Source organism: Micromonospora sp. NPDC005413, assembly GCF_040606435.1.
Taxonomy (GTDB): domain Bacteria; phylum Actinomycetota; class Actinomycetes; order Mycobacteriales; family Micromonosporaceae; genus Micromonospora.
Map to the genome: position 1 here is coordinate 33,642 of NZ_JBEXEV010000001.1, position 23,009 is coordinate 56,650.

Here is a 23,009-nt window from a genome sequence, read left to right on the forward strand (position 1 = left end):
CAGCTGAGCAAGGGGGAACCGTGGCCCGTACCGTGCTGGTGACCGGCGGCAACCGGGGAATCGGCCTGGCCATCGCGCAGGCCTTCGCCAAGCAGGGCGATCGGGTGGCGGTCACCCACCGCAGCGGCGAGGCCCCGGAAGGGCTGTTCGGCGTACGGGCCGACGTCACCGACGCGGCCTCGATCGACGCCGCGTTCACCGCGGTGGAGGCCGAGCTGGGGCCGGTCGAGGTGCTGGTCGCCAACGCCGGCATGACCGCCGACACGCTGCTGCTGCGGATGACCGAGGAGCAGTTCACCGGCGTGGTGGACACCAACCTCACCGGTGCGTTCCGGGTCGCCAAGCGGGCCTCCGGCAAGATGCTCCGCGCCAAGTGGGGTCGCATGATCTTCATCTCCTCGGTGGTCGGCCTCGCCGGCGGTGCCGGGCAGGTCAACTACGCCGCCAGCAAGGCTGGTCTGGTCGGCGTGGCCCGCTCGATCACCCGGGAGCTGGGCAGCCGCAACATCACCGCCAACGTGGTGGCGCCCGGCTTCATCGACACCGACATGACCGCCGGCCTGCCCGAGGACCGCAAGGCGGAGATCCGCAAGTCGATCCCGGCCGGGCGGATGGCCAGCCCGGACGAGGTCGCCGGGGTGGTCACCTGGCTGGCCTCCGACAGCGCCGGGTACGTCTCCGGCGCCGTGATCCCGGTCGACGGCGGCCTCGGCATGGGCCACTAACCCTTTTGAGTACGGAGGAAACCCTGCATGTCCGGACTGCTCACCGGTAAGCGGCTGCTCGTCAGTGGTGTCATCACCGATGCTTCGATCGCCTTCTCGGTGGCGAAGCTCGCCCAGGAGAACGGCGCGCAGGTCGTGCTGACCGGCTTCGGCCGGCTCTCCCTGGTCGAGCGGATCGCCAGGCGGCTGCCCGAGCCGGCGCCGGTGATCGAGGTGGACGTCACCAACACCGAGCACCTGGCCAGCCTTGCCGACCGGGTCCGCGAGCACGTCGACGGGCTCGACGGTGTCGTGCACTCGATCGGCTTCGCCCCGCAGAGCTGCCTGGGTGGCGGCTTCCTCGACGCCCCCTGGGAGGACGTGGCGACCGCCCTGCACGTCTCCACCTTCTCGTACAAGTCGCTCGCCATGGCGGCGCTGCCGCTGATGTCGCCCGGCGGCGCGGTGGTCGGCCTGACCTTCGACGCGACGAAGGCGTGGCCGGTCTACGACTGGATGGGCGTGGCCAAGGCCGGCCTGGAGTCGGCGTCCCGCTACCTGGCGCTGCACCTGGGCAAGCAGGGCATCCGCAGCAACCTGGTCGCCGCCGGGCCGCTGCGCACCATCGCCGCGAAGTCGATCCCCGGCTTCGACCAGTTCGAGGACGCCTGGGCCGAGCGGGCCCCGCTGGGCTGGAGCCTCACCGACCAGGAGCCCGCCGCCCGGGCCTGCCTGGCGCTGCTCTCCGACTGGTTCCCGGCCACCACCGGCGAGATCGTCCACGTCGACGGCGGCTACCACGCCATCGGTTCCTGACGCTCCTCCGACGACGCCCCCGACCGCCGGACGCGTGACCCACGCGTCCGGTCCAGGGGGCGTCGCCGGATGGTCGGGGCCGACCGGCAAGAATGACCCCATGTCGTACGACGCGGTGGTGCTGGTGTCCTTCGGCGGCCCGGAGCGGCCCGAGGACGTGATGCCGTTCCTGCAGAACGTCACCCGGGGCCGGGGCGTGCCGCCCGAGCGGCTGGCCGAGGTCGCCGAGCACTACCAGCACTTCGGTGGGGTGTCCCCGATCAACCAGCAGTGCCGTGACCTGCTGGCCGCCGTCCGGGCCGACTTCGCCGCGCACGGTCTCGACCTGCCCGTCTACTGGGGCAACCGCAACTGGGACCCGATGCTCGCCGACACCGTGACCCAGATGCGCGACGACGGGGTGACCCGGGCCCTGGCCTTCGTCACCAGCGCGTACGGCGGCTACTCGTCCTGCCGGCAGTACCAGGAGGACATCGCCGCCGCGCGGGCCGCCGTCGGCCCGGACGCCCCGGTGATCGAGAAGCTGCGCCAGTTCTGGGACCACCCCGGCTTCGTCGAGCCGCACACCGACGCGGTCCGGGCGGCCCTGGGCCAACTCGACCCGGCGAAGCGGGACACCACCCGGCTGGTCTTCACCGCCCACTCCGTCCCCACCTCCATGGCGGCCAACGCAGGCCCGCACGGCGGCCGGTACGAGGCGCAGCTGCACGAGAGCGCCCGGCTGGTGGCCGCGGCCGCCGCACCCGACCTGGCGTACGACCTGGTCTGGCAGAGCCGCTCCGGCCCGCCGCAGATGCCATGGCTGGAACCGGACATCAACGACCACCTGGCCACCCTCGCGCAGGGCGGCACCACCAGCGTGGTGGTCAGCCCGATCGGGTTCGTCTCCGACCACCTGGAGGTCGTGTGGGACCTGGACACCGAGGCGCTGGAGACGGCCAAGCAGCTCGGCCTGGACTTCGTACGGGCGGCCACCCCGGGCACCGACCCCCGTTTCGTGACCATGGTGCGTGAGCTGGTCACCGAGCGAACCGACCCGGACGGTGCGCAGCTGCGCCGCCGCCTCGGCGAGCTGCCGATCTGGGACACCTGCCCCACCGTTTGCTGTGTGCCGACCCGCCGCCCCTGACCTCTGAGGATCATCATGCATGACCGCAAACCCGTGCAGAGTTGGCTGACCGACATGGACGGCGTACTGGTGCACGAGGGCCAGCCGGTGCCCGGCGCACCGGAGTTCATCAGCCGGCTGCGATCCTCCGGCAAGCCGTTCCTGGTGCTGACCAACAACTCGATCTACACCCCGCGTGACCTGACGGCTCGGCTCAGCCGGATGGGGCTGGACGTGCCGGAGGAGTCGATCTGGTCGTCCGCGCTGGCCACCGGCCAGTTCCTCGCCGACCAACGGCCGGGCGGCACCGCGTACGTGATCGGGGAGGCCGGGCTGACCACGGCGCTGCACGCGGTCGGTTACGTGCTCACCGACTTCGCCCCGGACTACGTGGTGCTCGGCGAGACCCGCACCTACAGCTTCGAAGCGATCACCAAGGCGGTCCGTCTGATCAACGACGGAGCCCGGTTCATCTGCACCAACCCGGACGTGACCGGCCCGTCCGTGGAGGGCGCCCTGCCCGCCGCCGGCTCGGTCGCCGCCATGATCTCCAAGGCGACCGGGGTGGAGCCGTACTTCGTCGGCAAGCCGAACCCGATGATGATGCGCTCAGCGCTCAACACCATCAACGCGCACTCGGAGAGCACCGCGATGATCGGCGACCGGATGGACACCGACATCCTGTGCGGCCTGGAGGCCGGGCTGGAGACCATCCTGGTGCTCACCGGGATCAGCAGCCGCACCGAGGCGGAGCGCTACCCGTACCGTCCGTCCCGGATCATCAACTCGGTCGCGGACCTGCTCGACGAGGTCTGATCGTCGCGCGGTCGGCTGCCGGCTGCCGGCTGCCGGCTGCCGGCTGCCGGTGCCGGTGCGGGTGCCGATGCCGGTGGCCGGCTCGGTGATGATCGCGCTGTAACCAGGAAGTAGTGCCCACGCTCCTCCGCGGAGGCCACTACATCCTGGATCGAGCACGATCATGCCTACGTCTGGCCGCGCCGCGGCGAACCGCGGCACGGCTGCGCGGCGCGGCGGCGGGGTGTGGCAGTGCGGTGCGGTGCGGCGGGGTGTGGCAGTGCGGCGCGGTGCGGTGCGGCGGGGTGTGGCAGTGCGGTGCCGCGGCGGGGCGCGGCGGTGGGATGCGGTGCGGTGCGGCGGCGGGGCGCGGCGTTGGGATGCGGTGCGCGGCGGGGCGCGGCGGCGGCGCGGCGGTGGGGTGTGGCGCGGCGGTGGGTGCGGTGGGGTGTGGAGTCAGGGGCGCAGTGGGGCGTTGCAGGCAGCCACCAGCGCCTGGCGACAGGCCGTGGTGAGTGGGCGGAGAGCCGCGTCCCGCTGCTGCGCCTCATAGTTGTTGATCGCGCCGCCCGGCGCGGCGTGCCCCGCCAGGGCGAGCACCCGGTCAAGCACCGCGGCCCGGGCGAAGAGCCGGCGGGCTCGCGGGTCGAAGCCCGGTGGCAGGTCGGTGGTGCCGTCGGGGCGGCGCAGCGCGGCCAGCGCGCCGGCCAGCTCGGGCCGCCACTGGGCCACGTCGAGACGGGTCAGCGCGGCGGTCGTCTCGGCCAGCGCGGCGGCCAACTCGGCCTCCGCCTCAGCGGCACCGGGCAGGGAGAGTGAGGCGGCCGGCGCGTTGGCCGGCAGCGGGTACACCCGCCAGAGCACCGTCTCGAAACAGTCCCCGGAGCCGGAGGTGTGCAACCGCACCTCAGGGATCAACCCGAGCCCGCCGGCGACCACCGCCTCGCCTGTGACCAGCGCGGCACCGGCGAAGTCGCCAGGGCCGGGCAGCCCTCGGGGATCGCCGGGCGCGGGCAGCACCAGGCGGATGTCGTCCGGGGAGAGCTTGGCCAGGGTGGGCAGCGCGGCGCTCAGCGGGACGTCGGTCCAGGTGCCGGGTGCGTCCGCGACGAGGTGCTCCTCGTCGCCGGCGATGGCGTCGGCGACCTCGTCGTACGGCACCAACCCAGCGCGCCACGCGCGCACCCAGGCAACGAACCGGCTCGACCGGCGCGGCGCGAGTGTGACCGAGCCCGTTGCGGGGGTGGACATGCCGAAAGGGTACGTGGTCACGACCGGCCCTGTCTCGACTGCCGCTCCGGCTGACCGGCCTGCCCCGAACTGCCCCCTTCGCCCCACTCCCGGCCGCTCCTGCCCCCTCCGCCCACCCACTGCCCTCCGCCCACGTTGATCATGGATCTGTGGTGGCCGATCCCTGCTGGTTCATGGCGTTCCGTGAGGCACCACAAGCCCATGATCGACGCGGTGGGGCGGTGGGGCGGTGGGGCGGTGGGGCGGTGGGGCGGTGGGGCGGTGGGGCGATGGGGCGATGTGGTGGGGTCGTGGGCGGCGAGCCAGGGCTGTGACGGGTGGGGCGGTGTGTCGGGGTCGTGGGCGGCGGTGTCGGGGTTAGCGTGATCGACATGGCGGGGCGATACGGCGAGGACGTGTTGGCGGGGGACTGGCGGCGGCGGAAGGTCACCCCCGAGGTGGACGCCGAACCGGATCTCGTGGTGGAGGACGCCGACTCCGGGTTCTGCGGCGCGGTGGTGGGCTTCGAGGCCGGGGCCGTGGTGCTGGAGGACCGGCACGGTAAGCGGCGCAACTTCCCGCTGCTGCCGGCGGCGTTCCTGCTCGACGGTCGCCCGGTGACTCTGCGCCGCCCACCCCGCGCACCAGTGCCGGCGGCCCGCCGGCGGACCGCGTCCGGTTCGGTGGCGTTGGACAACGTTCGCGCCCAGGTGGCCAAGGCCAGCCGGATCTGGGTGGAGGGCATCCACGACGCCGCGCTGGTCGAGCGGATCTGGGGCGACGACCTGCGGATCGAGGGCGTGGTCGTGGAGCCGTTGGACGGCATCGACGCCCTCGATGCCGAGGTGCGCGACTTCGGCCCCGGCCCGACCCGACGACTCGGCGTACTCGTCGACCACCTGGTGCCCGGCAGCAAGGAGAGCCGGATCGTGGCCCGGGTGAACTCGCCGTACGTGCTGGTGACCGGACACCCCTACGTGGACGTCTGGCAGGCGGTCAAGCCTGCGGCGCTGGGCATCGCGGCGTGGCCGGTGGTTCCGCCGGGGCGGCCGTGGAAGGAGGGGGTCTGCGCAGCCCTCGGGGTGGCCGAGCCGGCCGACATGTGGCGGCACATCCTGTCCCGGGTGAACAGCTTCGCCGACGTGGAGACCCCGTTGATCAACGCCATGGAACGCCTGATCGACTTCGTCACCGAACCGGCCTGAGGCTGCCCGCGCCGCGCTGCCCGCGCCGCGCTGCCCGCGCCGCGCTGCCCGCGCCGCGCTGCCCGCGCCGCGCCGCCCGCGCCGCGCCGCCCGCGCCGCGCCGCCCGCGCCGCGCCGCCCGCGCCGCGCCGCGCCGCCCGCGCTGCCCGCGCCGCGCAAGATCCGCACAACTTCCGGGATGTAGTGGCCTCGTCGACCCGCGGAGGCCACTACATCCATGATTCTGTGCGGATCTTGCCGCGAAAGCGGGCGAGCCGGACCTGCCCGGGACAGTGGGCGAGCGGTCAGGGTTCCTGGTCGGGGGTGCGGGTGTAGACGAAGGTGGCGATGTCCAGGGCGACTGCCCTGCCCTGCCCGTCGCGGCGCACCGTGAGGATCTCGCCGTCCTGCCCGCCGGCCCGGCCCCGCCAGCGGTCCGGGCCCTCGGCGACGAAGTGGAGGTTCGGCGCTCCGACCGGGCCGGCGCGCAGGTCGCCAGCGGCGTCCGCGTACACCTCGATGGTGGTGCCCATCCACCACCAGCGGCCGGTCAGCTCGGCCAGTTCGGCGGGCGGCGCGGCGGCGGCCGGCCGCCACGGGGTGACTGGCGCGGGTTCGGTGTCCAGGATCAGGGTGAGCAGTTCCCGCCCGAGCGCGCCGAGGTGCACGCCCCGCAGGGTGTACGCGTTGACCAGGGCGACCACGGCGGTGCGGCTGGGTCGGTGCACGGCCAGCGAGGCGCCGTAGCCGGGCATCGAGCCGCCGTGCCCGACGTACACCCGGTTGCCTTCCCGAAAGAGTTCCAGCCCGAGACCGTGCCCGTGGGTCCACGCTTCCAGGTCACTGATCACCACGGGGGAGCACATCTCGGTGAGTGTGGTGGGGGCCAGGACCGACGGGTCGGGGTCGGCGAGGAAGGCCGCCCATCGACCCAGGTCCTCGATCGTCGACCAGAGCTGCCCGGCCGGCGCCATCGCCCCGGTGTCGGTACGTGGCTCCTCGCGCAGGGTGTCGTGCCAGGGGTGGACGACGTAGCCCTGGGCGAACGGTTCGGTGGCCGCGTACGTGGTGCGGCGCAGGCCCAGCGGGGTGAGGATCCGTTCGTTGAGCAGGTCGGCCCAGGGCTTCCCGGTGAGCCGTTCGAGGACGCCGCCGAGCAGCCCGTACGCCAGGTTGGAGTAGTGGTACGTGGCGTGCGGCGGGTAGGCGATCTTGTCGGCGGTCACTCCGGTGAGCAGGGTGCCCAGGTCGACGCCCGCGACCCGCTCCCACCAGTCGCCCTCGGGTTCGCGTTGGATGCCGCTGGCGTGCCCGAGGAGTTGGCGCAAGGTGAGCGTGCCGACGCCGGTGCCTGGCAGGTGTGCCTCCAGCGGGTCGTCGACGGTGAGCTGCCCGGCGTCACGCAGCTGCATGATCAGGGTTGCGGTCATCGTCTTGCTGATCGAGCCCAGCCGGTACTGGAGGTCGACGCCCGGGTGGGGGTGTTCGCCGGCGGTGGCCAGGTGCGCCAGCGTGCCGTCGCGGACCACGCCCAGCGCCAGCGAGGGGGCGTGCCCGTCGGCCTGTGCCTGGGCGACCCGGGTGTCGATCTTGCGGGTGGTCTCGGGCAGCAGCGTCAAGGGGATCTCCTCGTTCAGCCGGTCGGATTCGGTGGACGGCGGTGGCTTCGCCGAGCCTACTGATCATCACGGGTGGGCTGCTCGTGCATTAACGTGTCACCCTTGCGGTGTGGACGCCGTGGTGTGGATCGTTTTGGGTGTGGTGCTGGCGGTCGCCGAGATTTTCACGACGACCCTGTTTCTGATCATGTTCGGGGTCGGCGCGTTCGCCGCCGCGGGCGCTGCCGCCCTGGGTGCGCCGGTGGCCGTGCAGGCGCTGGTCTTCGCGGTGGTCTCGGCGCTGAGCCTGGTGGTGGTCCGCCCGGTCATCCGGCGGCACAGCCGGTCCGCGTTGGAGAACGGCGAGCAGCCGTTCGGCGTGGAGGCGATCGAGGGCTCCACCGCGCTGGTGCTGGAACGGGTGGACGCCGAGCGCGGCCTGGTCAAGATTGACGGGGAGCTGTGGAGCGCCCGGTCGTACGACACGACGCAGACTTTCGAAGCCGGTCAACGGGTTCGGGTGATAAAGGTCCGGGGCGCGACCGCCCTGGTGTGGCAGGACGATGTTTCTTCCGCCGGCGAGCTGCCGGAAGCGAGAGGGTGAACGGGATGACGGTCATAGGTGTGCTGATCATCGCGGTGGCGTTGATCGCCGTGATTACTCTGGCCAAGGCGGTACGGATCGTGCCGCAGCAACGCCAGGATGTGGTGGAACGGCTCGGCAAGTACAAGCGCACCCTCAGCCCCGGCCTCAACCTGCTGGTGCCGTTCGTCGACGCGGTGCGTACCAAGGTCGACATGCGGGAGCAGGTGGTCAGCTTCCCGCCGCAGCCGGTGATCACCTCGGACAACCTGGTGGTCTCGATCGACACGGTCCTCTACTTCAAGGTGGTCGACTCGGTTCGTGCCACCTACGAGATCTCCAGCTTCCTGCAGGCGATCGAGCAGCTGACCGTCACGACGCTGCGTAACGTGATCGGCTCGTTGGACCTGGAGCGGGCTCTGACCAGCCGGGACGAGATCAACCGGCACCTCTCCGGCGTGCTGGACGAGACCACCGGCCGCTGGGGCATCAAGGTGACCCGGGTGGAGATCAAGGCGATCGAGCCGCCGGCCAGCATCCGCGACTCGATGGAGAAGCAGATGCGCGCCGAGCGCGACCGCCGCGCGGCGATCCTCACCGCCGAGGGGCACAAGCAGTCGGTGATCCTCACCGCCGAGGGTGACAAGCAGTCCGCGGTGCTGCGCGCGGACGGTGACCGGCAGGCCCGGATCCTGCAGGCTGAGGGTCAGGCGAAGGCGATCCGGACCGTTTTCGACGCGATCCACCAGGCGAACCCGAGCCAGAAGGTGCTCGCCTACCAGTACCTGCAAGCCCTGCCGCAGATCGCCCAGGGCAGCGCCAACAAGGTCTGGATCATCCCGGCCGAGCTGACCAAGGCCCTTGAGGGCATGGGTGGCGCGCTGGGTGGTTTGAGCAAGATGGTGGGGGACCTTCCCGCACCGGAGGCGGCCGAGCACGCGAGCCAGGTCGAGCGCGAGGCCGCGGAGGCGGCGCAGGCCGCGGCGGCCGCCGCGCAGCAGATCCATGACGAGGTACGCGTCGCCGAGGCGCAGGCCACCGGTGGCAACAAGCCGCAGGGGCTGCCGGCACCGGAGCCGGTCTCCCCGGCCAGCCTGGTCGAGGACCCGGCCGACCAGCGCGAGCGCGGCTGATCCAGTACACCGGCCGCCTGGCCGGGTAAATGCGAGAAAGACTCATGGGGCGCTCCGACGCCTGCCACGATCGGTCCTAGGACGGGTGGTGACCAGGCAATCGGGGCGCCCCGGCGCGTCTCGCACCGCTCGTGGACGAGCGAGGTGACGCATGAAGGATCCGGCGAATCGGATGTGGTCCTCCGCCCCGGTGCCCGGCGCGCACGACCCGGCCGGCCCACTGGGCTCCCGACGGGCCGGCGGAGGGTTCGGCGTACTGCCATTCGTGGGTGAGCCGACCCCGGCCGGACCGGCAACGAACGCCAGTTGGGCCTGGTCGATACGCCGGTTCGCGCGGGCGGCGGTGTGGCTGCTGCCCGCGTACGCCATCCTCTACGGCGTGGTGGCGATGGCCAGCGACGGCGGGGTGGGCAACGATCCCTATCCGGCCGACGGTCGGGCCGCGTACCTCATCGGTTGGGTGGCCGCCGTCTGGCTCGGCCTGCTCGCGCTGCTGGCCCTCACCGGGCTGCTGGCCGCGACCCGCAGCCGTCGGATCGCCGCCGCCGGGCTGCTGGTCAGCATCGCCGGCACCGTGCTGATGCTGCCGTTCGCCGGGCTCGCCGAGCAGACGCCGGTCTTCGGCACCACCGCGCGTTCGCTGGTCCTGCTCGGTGCGACCTTCTACAGCGTGGGCTGGTTCCTCACCGGGTGGGCGGTAGCCCGTTCGGGCACGTTCAGCCTCGGCGACGGCGTCATGCTGATCATCGCCGCGCCGCTGCTCGGCCTGGGTGGCGCCCTGATCGGCTCGCTGCAGACCTTCGGCGCGATCTTCGTACTGATCGCCGGCATCGGCATCGGCTACCGCTCCGGTCGCCTGATGCCCCGCGAAACGGCCCGCGACGCAGCCAGCGCCAGCCTCTCCACCCCAACCCCCTAAACCCACCCCACCCCCGGGTGGCCCGCGCCCACCCGGACTTCGTTGATCATGAAGTTATTGCCCTCGGCCTCGGCGTGTCGTGGCAATAACTTCATGATCAACGGAGTCCAGCGTGGTGGGGGTGGGGGAGCGGGATTGGTGGGAGTTGGCTGGTGGGGGGTGGTGAAGTTGCTGACAATCTCGGGCTGAGGGTGGTGGGTTGGCGGCTTTCGTGGCAATCCTGGGGAGCATGGCCGCCTCCCGCTCGCCGCTGTCGCGGCTGTTCACCGTGCTGCTCGCCGGCTTGCTGGCCGGGCTCGTGCTGGCAGTCGCCGCACTGCCGGGCAACCTGCTGCTCGGGTTCGCCGCCCGCTCGGCAGTTGAGTCGTACGCCGCGTTGCCCGCCTCGCTGCGCACCCCGACCACCCCGCAGCGGTCGTACCTCTACGCCAACGACGGCAAGACGCTGATCACCACGTTCTACGAGGTGAACCGCACCGACGTCGCGTTGGCCGACGTCGCCCCGGTGATGCGGCAGGCGATCGTGGCGGCCGAGGACCGGCGCTTCTACGACCACGGCGGCGCCGACCTGCGCGGCCTGGCCCGGGCGCTGGTGGCCAATGTCAAGGGCGGCGGCACCGAGCAGGGCGGCTCGACGCTGACCATGCAGTACGTGCGTAACGTCCTCAAGACCGATCCCACCCGCACCGCCGAGGAGCGCGCCGCCGCCACCGACCCCACCGTCGGGCGCAAGATCCAGGAGATCCGGTACGCGAGCGCGCTCGACAAGAGCCTCGGTAAGGACGAGATCCTCGACCGGTACCTGAACATCGCCTACTTCGGCTCCGGCGCGTACGGGATCGCGGCGGCCAGCCAGCGGTACTTCGGCAAGGCTCCGGCCAAGCTGACCCTCGGCGAGTCGGCCCTGCTCGCCGGCCTGGTGCAGTCTCCGGACGCGTACAGCCCGATCGACGGGGACAAGGACGCGGCGCTGGCCCGCCGGTCGTACGTGCTGGACTCGATGGTCGCCACCGGCGCGGTCACCGCCGCGCAGGCGGCCCAGGCGAAGACGGAGCCGCTGGCCCTGCACCCCACCGCCCAGCCCAACGGTTGCACCGCCGTCTCCCAGGGCCACGACGACTGGGGCTACTTCTGCGACTACCTGCGCCAGTGGTGGCTGACCCAGCCGGCGTTCGGGGCCACGGTCGCGGAACGCGAGCAGGCCCTGCGCTCGGGTGGCTACACCGTGGTCACCTCGCTGGACCCGAAGGTCCAGGCCACCGCGCAGCAGCAGGCCACCAAGGTCTATGGGTACGACAACAAGCGCGCCCTGCCGATCGCGGCGGTCCAGCCGGGCACCGGGCAGGTCCTCGCGATGGCGGTCAACCGGCACTACAGCCTCGCCGACAACCCGAATGGGCAGGCCAACTACCCGAACACCGTCAACCCGCTGATCTCCGGCGGGGCCAGCGTCGACGGGTACCAGGCGGGTTCGACGTTCAAGCTGTTCACCATGCTCGCCGCGCTGGAGTCGGGCCGTACCCTCTCCACCGGTTTCGACGCGCCCGCCAAGCTACCCACCCGGTACGCCGCCGAGGGCCCCGGCAGCTGTGACGGCCGCTGGTGCCCGGCGAACGCCAACCCGGCCTGGATGGACGGGTACCGGATGATGTGGGACGGCTTCGGCCGCTCGGTGAACACCTACTTCGTCTGGCTGGCCGAGCAGGTCGGCCAGGACAAGGTGGTGGAGATGGCGCAGCGGCTCGGCATCACCTTCCGCGCCGACTCGGACGCTGCCTTCGCCAAGGACAACGCCGCGAACTGGGGTTCGTTCACCCTCGGCGTGGCAGCCACCACCCCGCTGGACCTGGCCAACGCGTACGCCACGGTGGCGGCCGAGGGCACCTACTGCACACCGGTGCCGGTGGTCTCGGTGACCGCGGCGAACGGCGAGAAGGTGCCGGTCGGGCAGCCGTCCTGCAAGCGGGTCCTCGACGCCGACGTCGCCCGCGCCGCGACCGATGCCGCTCGCTGCCCCGTGGGCCAGCAGTCGGCGTACGGGCAGTGCAACGGCGGCACCGCCACCGGTGTGAACAGCATGCTCGACGGTCGGCCGGTGGCCGGTAAGACGGGTAGCTCGGAGCAGAACTCCACCGAGACGTTCGTCGGTTTCACCCCGCAGGTCGCGGTGGCCGGCATCGCCGCCAACCCGGACGACCCGGCCGACTCGGTGGGCTCCGCGGTGCAGGCCAAGGTGATCGACGCGGTCGCCCGGGTCATCGCCACCGCCGTCAAGGGTCAGCCGGAGAAGGCGTTCGTCGCACCCAGCCGCGAGCTGGCCGGCGACCCTCGCCGTCCCGTGGAGCGCCCCACCGTCCCCGACCGCGAGCCCACCCAGGATCCCCGCTCGACCCTGCAACGCTGGCTCGACCGCCGCGGCTGACCCCTCGTACCCCCGCGATCTTGCACTTTCTGTCACCGATTTGCCCTGCTTGGCTCATTTTGTCGGGGCAGGAAGTGCAAGATCGCGGGGTGAAGAAGGGGGTTAGCGCTCGCGGCGACGGGGGCGGTAGCTGCTGATCGTCGCGGGTAGGCCGCGGCGGATTATTCCGGCCCAGTCGGTGTCGCCGCGGAGGACCGCCGCCGCGGTCTTGCGGGCCTGCGCGGCGGTGAAGTGCGGCGGCAGCATCAGCTCGGCCGGGTCGATCAGGGCGTTGATGACCACTGGCCGGTCGGCGGCGAGCGCCCGGTCCCAGACACCGGGCACCTGTTCGGGCGAGTCGACCAGTTCACCGTGCAGCCCGAGCACCTGCGCCCACTGGTGGTAGGCGATGTCCGGCAACTGCTGGCTGTCCGGAAACATCGGCGTCCCCTCCGTGGAGCGCTGTTCCCAGCTGACGAACGCCAGATCCCGGTTGTTGAGCACGAGCACCACGAATCGCGGGTCGGCCCAACTGCGCCAGTACTTGGCGACGGTGATCAGCTCGTTGACGCCGTTCATCTGCATGGCGCCGTCGCCGATCAGCGCGACGAGCGGTCGGTCCGGGTGGGCGAACTTGGCGCTCAACGAGTACGGCATGGCGCCGCCCATGGACAGCAGCGTGCCGGACAGGCTGGCCAGCATCCCGGGGCGGACCTGTACGTGGCGGGCGTACCAGGCGGTGGTGGTGCCGCAGTCCACGGCGAGCATCACGTCGTCGGGCAGCCGCTCATTGAGGGTGTGGAAGAGCAGTTGTGGGTTGACCGGGTCAGCGGTCTGCTCGGCCAGGTCGCGTTGCACGCGGCGCCACGCCGAGGTGGCCTCCGCGATCTCCGCCCGCCAGGCGGTCGGCCCGGGGCCGGGGCCCAGCTCGCGCAGCAGCGCCCGCAGCGTGGGGCGGGCGTCGCCGGTCAGGTTCACCTCGGTCGGGTACCGCAGCCCGAGCTGGGTGCCGTCCAGGTCGATCTGCACGGCGCGGGCCTGCCCGGGCGGCGGGTAGAACTCCGAGTACGGCATGTTGCTGCCCACGATCAGCAGGCGGTCGCACTCGGTCATCAACTGCCAGCTGGGCCGGGTGCCGAGCAGCCCGATCGCACCGGTCACCCACGGTTCCCGGTGATCGACGGCGGTGAAGCCGAGCAGTGCGGTGGCGACTCCGGCACCGAGCCGATGGGCGATCTCACGGACCTCGTCCTGCGCGCCGAGCGCACCCTGCCCGACCAGCATGGCCACCCGCTGCCCGCCGCCGAGCACCTCGGCGGCCCGGCGCACGTCCGCCTCCGGCGGCACCGTCGGAGTGCTGCTCGGTACGTTGCTGGTCTGGTAGTAGCCGTGCGCGTGCGGCGGGTCCGGGATCGCCGGCTCGTCCTGGAGGTCCAGCGGAAGGATCAGGGCGGTGACGGTACGCCGGGCCAGCGCCGTACGGCACGCCCGATCGACCAGGTGGCGTACCTGCGCGGGGTGGTCGAGCTGGGCCAGGAACGCCGCCGCCACGTCCTTGTAGAGGGCGAGCAGGTCGACCTCCTGGTAGTAGCCGCCGCCCTCGGCGGTGACCGCGGTGTGCCCGACCAGGGCAACGACCGGCTGGTGGTCGAGTTTGGCGTCGTACAGGCCGTTGAGCAGGTGGATGGCGCCCGGCCCGCTGGTCACCAGGGCGCAGCCCAGCGGCCCGCCGCCGTACTTGACGTGCGCGGACGCCGCGAAGCCGGCGGTCTCCTCGTGCCGTACCTGGATGAACTGGGCCCGCCCGTTGGTGCGTTGCAGCGCGGAGGTGAGGCCGTTGATGCCGTCGCCGGGATAGCCGAAGTAGCGGTGCACGCCCCAGCTGAACAGTCGGGAGACGATGTGGTCCGCGACGGTCGGGTGTCGGGGCAGGGTGCCTGGTTCGCCCGGTACGGCGTGGTCTGAGCTCACCTGGCTGGTCCTTCCCGTCGGGTCCGATACTGTGCCGGCCATTCCCCTTCTTCTCCGGACAAAACACCTCGTAGGGCGGGCGTTGGAGGGCGACACTCGTCGTCCGGCAGAATCGTCGGGTGCCCGTCCACCAGATCACCGACCCCGACGACGACCGGATCGCCGACTACCGGGCGCTCACCGACGTCGAGCTGCGCACCCGCTGGGAGCCGCCGCACGGCCTGTTCATCGCCGAGGGGGAGCTGGTGCTGCGCCGGGCGCTGCGTGCCGGCTACCCCGCCCGGTCGTACCTGGTCGACGCCAAGCGGATCGACCAACTCGCCGACCTGGACACCGGCGACGCGCCGGTCTACGCGGCGACGCAGGACGTGCTGCAACGGGCCACCGGCTTCCACGTACACCGGGGGGTGCTGGCGTCGTTTCACCGCCGGCCGCTGCCGACGGCGGCCGAGGTGCTCGCCGCCGCGCGCCGGGTGGTGATCCTGGAGGACGTCAACAACCACACCAACCTCGGCGCCATTTTCCGGGCGGTGGCGGCACTCGGGGTGGACGCGGTGCTCCTCTCGCCGAGCTGCGCCGACCCCCTCTACCGACGCAGCGTCCGGGTCAGCATGGGCGAGGTGTTCGCCGTGCCGTACGCGAAGCTGGACCCCTGGCCGGACGCGCTCGCCGAGGTCCAGGCGGCCGGGTTCACCGTGTTGGCGATGACCCCGGCGCCGGACGCGGTGCCGATCCAGCGCCTCGACGCGACCCAACGGGCCCGCTCGGCGCTGCTGCTCGGTGCCGAGGGCGCCGGGCTGACCCGGGCCGCGATGGACGCCGCCGACGCCCGCGTGGTCATTCCGATGCGCCGTGGCGTCGACTCGCTCAACGTGGCCGCCGCCACCGCCGTCGCCTGCTGGGAGTTGAGCCGCGACGACCCGTGGTGAGGGCGGACGCCCCCACCACGGCGGACGCCCCCACCACGGCGGACGCCCCCACCACGGCGGACGCCCCCACCACGGCGGCCGTCACGCGAGGTACGTCGACCAGAGGTTGTGCGTCGGCCAGCTCGTCACCGCGCACGACGCTGCCCAGAGCGCGGAGTCGATGTCGCCGTAGGTCAGCCCGGATTCGTCGTCGCGCCGGTTGAACACCGCCGCCCAGCTCAGCCCGTGGTAGGTGCGCACGACGATGCTGTACGTGCCCGGCAGGCTGCCGGTGTGCCAGGTGTTGCGTCCGGTGCCGCCGGTCGTCACCGGGCGGACCTGCCAGCCGAGGCCGTAGTACCAGCCGTTGTCGTTGACGCCGGTCGGGCTCGGCACCGCCCAGAACCGGCCCAGCGAGGTGCTGTTCAGAATCGGGCTGCCGGTGTCGAAGGCCGACGCCCAGCGCGCCAGGTCCACGGCCGACGCGATCCAACCGCCGTTGGCGTCGTGCAGGCGCATGCTGAACGAGCCGTACGGAGAGGCCACGGTGGCGCCGGAGTTGTCCAGCACGGTCGTGCCCGTGTACTGCGATTCGTACCCGACCTCACCGCTGTGCCGGGCGACCGACCACCCGTTCGCCATCCGGGTGATGCCCAGCGGTGCCAGCAGCTTCTGCCGCACGTACGTCTCGTAGGGCTGGCCGGACACCGCCTCGATGACCCGCCCGGCCAGCAGGTAGCCGTAGTTGCTGTACGACACGTACGAGCCCGGGTCGTGGCTGAGCGGCTGGCCGGACATGAACCGGATCACGTCGGCGTGGGTCAGCTCCAGCGGTACGCCGAGCGACCGGGCGATGACCAGGTCCTTGGCCACCGGGTCGAACCTGGTCAGGTCCCGGTCCCAGCCCCCGGTGTGCTGGAGGATGCGCCACAGGCTGACCTGGGCCAGCCGGGGGTCCGCCGCCTGACCGGCCGGCGCGGTGAGGTCGAGGTACTTGCCGATCGGGTCGCCGAGGCTGAGCTTGCCGTCCTGGGCGAGTCGGACCAGCGCCGCCGCGGTCAGCGATTTCGACAGGCTGGCCACCCGGAACAGCGAGGTCGGCTGAATCGTCTCCGGCGAGTCGTTGCCGTAGCCCCGGGCCAGCACCAGCCGGCCCTTGTACGTCACGGCGAGCTGCCCGGCGGAGATGTGCCGGGCCTGCATGAAGGTCCTCATGGCGTTGTCGAACGGGTGCAGCGCAGTGGCCGTCGTGCCGGTGGCCGCCCAGATGGGCACCAACGCGGCCTGGGCGCGCGTACCGCCCAGCGCACCGGCGGCGAGCGTTCCCGCGCCCGCCGCCCCCACCAGCTTGCCGAAGGACCGCCTGCTGAATCGCGTCCTGTTCATGCCTCCCCCTCCCAAAGATCACGATCAGCGAAGGCTAGTTGATGTGATCTTGCGATGGTGTCCCACGGCGGGAGATGTCGAGTTCCGGCGTCACGGACGGTAGCGTGTCGGCCGTGTTCCCTACCGTCCGTGAGGTCCTCGCCCTGGACCCGGTCCGCCACGGTGCGCCACGCGTGGTCGCCGGGGACGCCGGCCTGGATCGGCCGGTCCGCTGGGTGCACGTCGCCGAGGTCCCGGACATCGCGACCCTGCTCGGCGGCGGCGAACTGGTGCTCACCACCGGCATCGGCCTGCCCGGGGACGACGCGGGGCTGCGCGCGTTCATCGGGGACCTGGCCGACGTCGGCGTCTCCGGACTCGTCGTCGAGCTGGGCCGCCGCTACGTCGGCGGGGTGCCCCGGGTGATGGTCGCCGCCGCCGAGCGGCGCGGGCTGCCCCTCGTGGAGCTGCGCCGGGCCACCCCCTTCGTACGGATCACCGAGGCGGTCCACGCGCTGATCGTCGACGCGCAGCTCACCGAACTGCGCGCCACCGAGGAGATCCACCAGCGCTTCACCGACCTGTCCGTCGAGGGTGCCGACGCCGCCGAGGTGATCCGGCAGGCCGCCGAGCTGTCCGGTTGCCCGGTGGTGCTGGAGAACCTGTCCCGGCAGGTGCTGGGGTACGACCCGGCGGGGGAGAGCGCCGAGCTGCTGCTCGACGGCTGGGAGCAGCACTCCCGGCGGATCCGACCGGCCGGGCGGACCGCGTACGACCTGGACAGCGGCTGGCTGGTGACGGTTGTCGGCGCCCGGGGGCAGGACTGGGGGCGGCTGCTGCTGCGCTGGCCGGCCAGCGGAGAGGTTCCCACGCGCCGGGCCAGCGAGCCGCCCGCGCCGGACGCCGGACCGCCCACCCGGCTGACCATCCTGATCGAGCGGGCCGCGTCCACCCTCGCGCTGGGCCGGCTGATCCGCCGTGACGCCGAAGGGCTGGAACGGCAGATCCACCGCACCCTGCTCACCGCGCTCCTCGACCACTCCCGACCGGTGGACGAGGTGGCGCTGCGAGCCAAGGCGCTCGGCGTGGTGCTCGACCGCCGGCACCTGGTTGGCGTGATGGTCCGACACCGGGCTGAGGACCCAATCGGGGAGGGCGGCCCGGAGGCGGGTCAGGCCCGGCTGCGGGACCTGTCCGAGGCGGTCGGACAGGCGCTGCGGGAGGCGAAGCTGACCGCATTGACCAGCGCGGTCGACGACAACTCGGTAGGCGCCCTGTTGGCCCTGCCCGATCAGGCCGCCGAGGACCGCGCGCTGTCCGCGTTCGCCAGCGCACTACGTCGGGTACGCCTCGACGCCGGCACCGGTCGGGCAACGTCCGGGACCGATCCGTCGCAGGCGGTCTCGCGCGCCGATGCGTCCCGGGCAACGTTGGGCGCTGAGGCGCCTCTGGCGGTCTCGCGCGCCGATGCGTCCCGGGCAACGTCCGGCGCCGAGGCGTCCCGCTCGACGGCCGGCGTCGATCCGTCTCGGACGGCGTTCGGTGCCGAGGCTCCTCGGGTGGCGGGCGGCGCTGATTCGTCCCGGGGCGCCAGCGGTGTTCCGGGTGGGGTGATCGTGGCCGCCGGGTCCGGCGTGGGCAGCCTGCGGGAGGCGCGACGGTCGCTCGTCGAGGCGCGGCAGGTCGCCGAGGCGGCCCGCCGGGACCGGCGTGACCTGCCGATCTTCCGGCTGCCGCACGTCGGGCTTGCCGGCCTGCTGCACCTGCTGCGCGACGAGCCCCGGTTGCAGACCTTCGTGGAACGTGAACTCGGCGCCCTGCTGGAGTACGACGCCCGGCACCCCCGGGAGCAGTTGCTCGACACCCTGCGCGCGTACCTGGAACAGGGGCGCAACAAGACCGCGGGCGCTGCGGCCGCCCACCTGTCCCGGCCCGCGTTCTACGAGCGCCTGGCCCGCATCGCCCGCATCCTCGACGTCGACCTCGACTCGGTAGAAGCCTCCCTGTCCCTACACGTAGCCCTGCTAGCCCTAGAAGCAGTCCGCACTCCGTAACCCTCCCGGGCCCGCGCCCCGCGCGCCCCCCGGCCCGCGCTGATCTAGGGCATATCACCGTGAGTTGATCTCTTAGCACAGTGATATGCCCTAGATCGACGCGCTGGGGCGGGCGCGGGGCGGCGCGCGAGGGCGGGGGAGGGCGCGCGGGGGCGGGCGCGCGGGGCGGGAGCGAGGGAGGGGAGGGGAGGGGTGGGTTAGGTGAGGGTGGTTAGGGCTTTTGCGTAGGTTGGGGGGATGTGGTTGGGGCCGCCGGGGGTGAAGACGTCCGAGGTGGCCACTGCGGACCAGGCTGTTGCCGGGACGGCGTCCACCAGGGCTTGGATCACCGGGGCGTCGCGCCACTGGTCCTGCTCGGCGAGCAGGCCGAGGGCCACCACCGACTCCTCGACTTCGCCCACGCACTCGAACGGCTTGTGCCCGTCGACGCCCAGCAGCTCCCGATAGCCGGGGATCTGCGACTCGTCGGCCAGCAGGTCACCGCCGAAGATGCCCACCACCCGTTCCCGTGGCATGAACGGCGCCATGGCCAGAAAGACGAACCGGCACTTCGGGCAGTTACGGCACCAGCGCTCGCTCGCGTCGTGCAGCTTGAACGCGGAGTTGCAGCTGGTCACCACATCGTCGTACCGGGTGAATTCGGCGAACAGCCGGGCGATGTGCAGCTCGGACAGCGAGCGCAGCAGCGAGAAGTACGGGTCGGTCAGGCCGGCGTGCTCAGCCAGCGCAGACCGCAGCAGCCCTTCCGCCTCGACGCCCTTGGACCACTGGTGGTTGATCTCGTTGTCGTTCCAGACCAGGTTGGGGTCGGACGCCGAGCGCTCGTTGGACATCACCACCGGGCCCAGCCCGTGCAGCACCGCGGTGGCCACCGCGATCAGCGAGTTGATGGCGGTGACGGGGATGTGCCCGTTCAGTGCGCCGGCCGCGTTCAGGTCGAACAGCACCGGGTCGATCCGCCGCCGGGCGGCCAGCGGGGTCAGCCCGGACGCCTCGTTCACCGAGACGATCACGTGGTTCGGGTTGACCGAGAACGGCACCGGATCGAGATCGGCCCGGCGTAGCGCCTCCAGGCTGACGATCGAGTCCTTGCCGCCGCCGACCGCGGAGAGCGGACGACGGTCGGAGTTGTCGTACACGCGTGGTGACTCCGGCGAACCCGCTGGCACCTCCGGGCGCAGTTGGAGCACGTGCGGCAGTTGGTTGCGGTACGCGTACTCGGCGAGGCCCTTGGTGTAGATGGCCGTGACGTAGTCGACGGTGGCCGCGCCCAGCGGCGCCGGCAGCACGAGCCGGGGCGGTGCGGCTGCCTTGTAGTAACTGACGCCGGCGACGAGGTGCAGCACCTCCAGCACCCGGCCGAGGGTCGCCACCGTCTCGTCCGAGGGCGGCTCTGCCGGCAGTGGGAGGGTGATCGCCTCGGTGAATCGCTGCTCGCCGGCTGGGCCGGTCAGGGCGTAGTCGAACAGCACCTCGCCAGTGGCGAAGTCGATCGAGTAGGACGGGAAGGTGAAGGCGTCCATCCGCCGGAGCTGCTCGTTGGGCACACGCCATACTAGGCCCTGGTTCGTCCGGCCGTGTCCGGACCGGGCCCGCCCTGCCGCCGCCGCGACCCCGAGGAGAGCCCAGTGCGCCTGTCTGACCTGCGCGGACGTACCGTCGCCGTCTGGGGCACCGGCCGGGAGGGCCGGGCTGCGGTGACCGCGATCGCCGCGCACGGCCCGGCCGAGCTGGTCGCCGTCGACGACAGCGCGAACTTCCTCTCGCTGCCCTGGGACGGCCCGCTGGCCGAGGCTGCTCCGCTGGTCACCGGCGAGGCGGGCTTCGAACGGCTCGCCGCCGCCGACGTGGTGGTCCGCTCCCCGGGCGTCCCGCAGACCCACCCGTGGCTGATCGAGCTGCGTCGACGCGGTGTCATGGTGACCCAGGGCACCGCGCTGTGGATGGCCGACCACGCCGCCCGCACCGTCGGGGTCACCGGCAGCAAGGGCAAGAGCACCACCTCCAGCTTGATCAGTCACCTGCTGACCGCGGTGGGCCGGCCGAACGTCTTCGGCGGCAACATCGGCGTGCCGACCCTGGACCTGCCGCAGGCGGAGCTGTACGTGTTGGAGCTGTCCAGCTACCAGTGCAGCGACCTCACCGACTCGCCCCGGGTGGCTGTGGTCACCGCGCTCTTCCCCGAGCACCTGGACGCGCACGGCGGGGAGCGGGAGTACTACCGGGACAAGCTCAACCTGCTCGCCCACGGCCCGGAGACGATCGTGGTCAACGGCGCCGACCCCCGGCTCGCCGCCGAGCTGGGTGAGCTGAGTGAGCGGGGTGAGCGGGGTGAGCTGGGTGACCGGTCGACGGTCCGGGCCGGTCGCCCCGACACCACCCACGTCGCCACCGGCGCCGACGGCACCGCGTGGTTCCACCTCGGTGCTCAGCCGCTCTTCCCGCGCGCCGTGCTGCCGCTGGTCGGCCGGCACAACGAGGGCAACCTGTGCGTCGCGCTCGCCGTGCTCGACGCGCTCGGTGTGGACGTCGTGGCCGACAAGGACACCCTCGCCATCGCGGTCGCCGAGTTCCAGGGGCTGGCCCACCGACTCACCGAGATCGCCGACCCGTCCGGGCTGACCTTCGTCGACGACACCCTGGCCACCAGCCCGTACGCGGCCATGCACGCCATCGACGCGTACGACGGGCGTCCGTTGACCGTGATCGTCGGCGGCAACGACCGAGGTCTGGACTACACCCCGCTCCGGGAGCACCTGGCCGAGCGGGAGATCACCGTCATCGGCATCCCGGACAGCGGCCCCCGGATCGTCGAGGCGCTCGCCGGGCTGCCGGCGGTGCGCACCGAGCTTGCCGAGGACCTGGTTGCCGCGGTGGGGCTGGCCCGCAAGCTCACCCCGGCGGGCGGGGTGGTGCTGCTCTCGCCGGCCGCCCCGAGCTACGGGCGGTTCCGTAACTTCGAGCACCGCTCCGAGGTGTTCGCGCAGGCGGTCGCCGACACCGCCCGCTGACTCAGCCCCGGTCGGCGGGGGTCGGGTCTGGCGTCTGCATTCCGGGCAGCAGGGCGGTGTCGGCGTCATCCTCGGATTCGCGTGGTGCCGGTGCCACGGGCTCCGCTGCGGCGACGGCTGGTCGACGCTGTTTGTCCGGGGTCCAGGCGAACGCCATTGCCCCGCCGATCAGGGCCAGCAACATCCCGATCAGGAAGCCGCCCAGGTTCGAGGTCAGCCAGGAGACCAGCCCGAGCACCAGGGAGAGCAGGGCGTAGAAGACCCGCTGCTGCGGGGTGGTGATCAGCAGCACCCCGCAGAGAATCAGGACGGCCGGCACCAGGTACGCGGCCAGCCCTTGCGGCCCGACGTGCAGCAGCACCCCGAGCGACGCGCGCAGGGTCACGAGCATCTCCGTGCCACCGAGCGCGATCAGCACCCCGGCCGTGAACGGTCGGGCCCGCCGCCAGCGGCGCCACCGCCCGCCGAGTTGGCGGGCGGCCGGCGCCGGGTGGTGTCGTCCGGTGGTCACCTCAGCACCCGTCGGAGGTGAATGCCATGCGCAGGTTGGGCAGGTTGAAGACGGCGGCCGTGGTGGCGAAGTTGTTCTGCCGCAGGTTGGTGATGGTCACCTTGTCGGCCTGCTGGGCGAAGACGCCGGGGTTGCCTGTCACGCCGGGCACCTGGTCGAGGGTGCTGGCGTCCTGCCCGACGTCGATGTTCTCGAAGGAGGCGTTGCCGGCGACCGAGTCACCGTCGACGACCAGGGTCCGGGCGGTGACCGGCTTGCCGTTGCCGCCAGCGGTGATCTTCAGGTTGACGCCGCCAAGATTGATGCTCTGGCAGAGGTTGGTCAGCTCCGCCTTGTCGATCGCCGACACGATCACCAGGACCTGCCCGCCGGTGTCGCCCTGGTTGGGGCTGTCCGGAATCATCTGGTCGAGGGTGGCGAACTGCTCGAACCCGGTGCCGGTGAGCTTGTCGGCGGTGACGGTGAACGGCATGCCGGAGATGGCGAACTGCGCGCCCAGCACGCCCTGGGCGGTCAGCATGATCATGCCGGCGGCGCCCGCCGCGACGGTGCCGAACGTGATGGCGAACCGGCGCCAGCGCAGGCCGCTTCGCGGCGGACCGGGTTCGATGGGTGCGGTCTCCTCCGACATGGCGGCTCCCCTTAGAGATCAATTCGTCAGCGACAATGGGAATTGCGACCCGGATGCTGTGTATCCAGGCACAGGCCGAAGTTACCG

General features: G+C 72.0%; 18 protein-coding genes and 2 pseudogenes. 13 read left to right on the forward strand and 7 right to left on the reverse strand.

Translation table 11 applies throughout. The features are described from left to right. The first annotated feature begins 20 nt into the window (after window positions 1-20). The 4 genes from fabG (at window position 21) to ABZS37_RS00155 (ending at window position 3,444) form a co-directional block, all read left to right on the forward strand. A complete protein-coding gene (fabG, locus tag ABZS37_RS00140; RefSeq protein WP_355030443.1) occupies window positions 21-725 on the forward strand; it encodes a 3-oxoacyl-ACP reductase FabG in 705 nt (234 codons plus the stop codon). A gap of 27 nt (window positions 726-752) precedes the next feature. Continuing rightward, window positions 753-1,520 carry an enoyl-ACP reductase FabI gene (gene fabI, locus ABZS37_RS00145; protein WP_355164597.1) on the forward strand — a complete coding sequence of 256 codons (768 nt, stop codon included), beginning with the start codon at window positions 753-755 and terminating at the stop codon, window positions 1,518-1,520. Window positions 1,521-1,620: 100 nt separating this feature from the next. Further along, window positions 1,621-2,649 (forward strand): ferrochelatase, encoded by a 1,029-nt coding sequence (locus ABZS37_RS00150; RefSeq protein ID WP_355164598.1) that lies wholly within the window; start codon window positions 1,621-1,623, stop codon window positions 2,647-2,649. A gap of 15 nt (window positions 2,650-2,664) precedes the next feature. After that, window positions 2,665-3,444 carry an HAD-IIA family hydrolase gene (locus ABZS37_RS00155; RefSeq protein WP_354978315.1) on the forward strand — a complete coding sequence of 260 codons (780 nt, stop codon included), beginning with the start codon at window positions 2,665-2,667 and terminating at the stop codon, window positions 3,442-3,444. Window positions 3,445-3,879: 435 nt separating this feature from the next. Here the strand turns inward: ABZS37_RS00155 and ABZS37_RS00160 are convergent, their stop codons facing one another. Further along, window positions 3,880-4,674 carry a hypothetical protein gene (locus ABZS37_RS00160; protein ID WP_355164599.1) on the reverse strand — a complete coding sequence of 265 codons (795 nt, stop codon included), beginning with the start codon at window positions 4,672-4,674 and terminating at the stop codon, window positions 3,880-3,882. A gap of 371 nt (window positions 4,675-5,045) precedes the next feature. On the opposite strand from ABZS37_RS00160, the gene ABZS37_RS00165 reads away from it, so the two are divergent. Beyond that, a complete protein-coding gene (locus ABZS37_RS00165; RefSeq protein ID WP_355164600.1) occupies window positions 5,046-5,858 on the forward strand; it encodes a DUF3097 domain-containing protein in 813 nt (270 codons plus the stop codon). A 284-nt stretch (window positions 5,859-6,142) separates the two neighbouring features. Here the strand turns inward: ABZS37_RS00165 and ABZS37_RS00170 are convergent, their stop codons facing one another. Next, window positions 6,143-7,456, reverse strand: coding sequence for a serine hydrolase domain-containing protein (locus tag ABZS37_RS00170; protein WP_355164601.1), 1,314 nt, complete (start codon window positions 7,454-7,456; stop codon window positions 6,143-6,145). Between the two features lie 109 nt (window positions 7,457-7,565). On the opposite strand from ABZS37_RS00170, the gene ABZS37_RS00175 reads away from it, so the two are divergent. The 4 genes from ABZS37_RS00175 (at window position 7,566) to ABZS37_RS00190 (ending at window position 12,492) form a co-directional block, all read left to right on the forward strand. Then, window positions 7,566-8,039: an NfeD family protein gene (locus ABZS37_RS00175; protein WP_355164602.1), complete on the forward strand. Its 474-nt coding sequence runs from the start codon at window positions 7,566-7,568 to the stop codon at window positions 8,037-8,039. A 5-nt stretch (window positions 8,040-8,044) separates the two neighbouring features. Beyond that, window positions 8,045-9,151, forward strand: coding sequence for an SPFH domain-containing protein (locus ABZS37_RS00180; RefSeq protein ID WP_355164603.1), 1,107 nt, complete (start codon window positions 8,045-8,047; stop codon window positions 9,149-9,151). 151 nt (window positions 9,152-9,302) lie between these two features. Beyond that, window positions 9,303-10,070, forward strand: coding sequence for a hypothetical protein (locus tag ABZS37_RS00185; RefSeq protein ID WP_354997831.1), 768 nt, complete (start codon window positions 9,303-9,305; stop codon window positions 10,068-10,070). 229 nt (window positions 10,071-10,299) lie between these two features. Then, window positions 10,300-12,492 (forward strand): transglycosylase domain-containing protein, encoded by a 2,193-nt coding sequence (locus tag ABZS37_RS00190; RefSeq protein WP_355164604.1) that lies wholly within the window; start codon window positions 10,300-10,302, stop codon window positions 12,490-12,492. 102 nt (window positions 12,493-12,594) lie between these two features. On the opposite strand, the gene ABZS37_RS00195 is transcribed toward ABZS37_RS00190, so the two are convergent. Beyond that, complete coding sequence (locus ABZS37_RS00195) at window positions 12,595-14,442, reverse strand: thiamine pyrophosphate-requiring protein (protein ID WP_355164605.1); 1,848 nt, start codon at window positions 14,440-14,442, stop codon at window positions 12,595-12,597. A gap of 119 nt (window positions 14,443-14,561) precedes the next feature. On the opposite strand from ABZS37_RS00195, the gene ABZS37_RS00200 reads away from it, so the two are divergent. Continuing rightward, the gene (locus ABZS37_RS00200) at window positions 14,562-15,371 is read left to right on the forward strand and encodes an RNA methyltransferase (protein ID WP_354997834.1); all 810 of its coding nucleotides are present in this window, start codon (window positions 14,562-14,564) and stop codon (window positions 15,369-15,371) included. Window positions 15,372-15,452: 81 nt separating this feature from the next. Here ABZS37_RS00200 and ABZS37_RS00205 read toward each other — a convergent pair whose 3' ends face one another. Next, the gene (locus tag ABZS37_RS00205) at window positions 15,453-16,736 is read right to left on the reverse strand and encodes a serine hydrolase domain-containing protein (protein ID WP_355164606.1); all 1,284 of its coding nucleotides are present in this window, start codon (window positions 16,734-16,736) and stop codon (window positions 15,453-15,455) included. A gap of 74 nt (window positions 16,737-16,810) precedes the next feature. On the opposite strand from ABZS37_RS00205, the pseudogene ABZS37_RS00210 reads away from it, so the two are divergent. Together ABZS37_RS00210 and ABZS37_RS00215 are read left to right on the forward strand one after the other, a co-directional pair. After that, window positions 16,811-18,112, forward strand: a pseudogene (locus tag ABZS37_RS00210) (PucR family transcriptional regulator ligand-binding domain-containing protein); the annotation flags it as partial. Window positions 18,113-18,328: 216 nt separating this feature from the next. After that, window positions 18,329-18,769 (forward strand): annotated as a pseudogene (locus ABZS37_RS00215) (helix-turn-helix domain-containing protein); the annotation flags it as partial. 197 nt (window positions 18,770-18,966) lie between these two features. On the opposite strand, the gene ABZS37_RS00220 reads toward ABZS37_RS00215, so the two are convergent. Then, entirely contained in the window at window positions 18,967-20,316 is a 1,350-nt protein-coding gene (locus ABZS37_RS00220) for a hypothetical protein (protein WP_355164607.1), read from the reverse strand. A gap of 81 nt (window positions 20,317-20,397) precedes the next feature. On the opposite strand from ABZS37_RS00220, the gene murD reads away from it, so the two are divergent. After that, window positions 20,398-21,780: a UDP-N-acetylmuramoyl-L-alanine--D-glutamate ligase gene (gene murD, locus ABZS37_RS00225; protein ID WP_355164608.1), complete on the forward strand. Its 1,383-nt coding sequence runs from the start codon at window positions 20,398-20,400 to the stop codon at window positions 21,778-21,780. A 1-nt stretch (window position 21,781) separates the two neighbouring features. Here the strand turns inward: murD and ABZS37_RS00230 are convergent, their stop codons facing one another. After that, entirely contained in the window at window positions 21,782-22,291 is a 510-nt protein-coding gene (locus tag ABZS37_RS00230; RefSeq protein WP_355164609.1) for a DUF6114 domain-containing protein, read from the reverse strand. Between the two features lies 1 nt (window position 22,292). Beyond that, window positions 22,293-22,922, reverse strand: coding sequence for a DUF6230 family protein (locus tag ABZS37_RS00235; protein WP_355164610.1), 630 nt, complete (start codon window positions 22,920-22,922; stop codon window positions 22,293-22,295). Window positions 22,923-23,009: the final 87 nt, after the last annotated feature.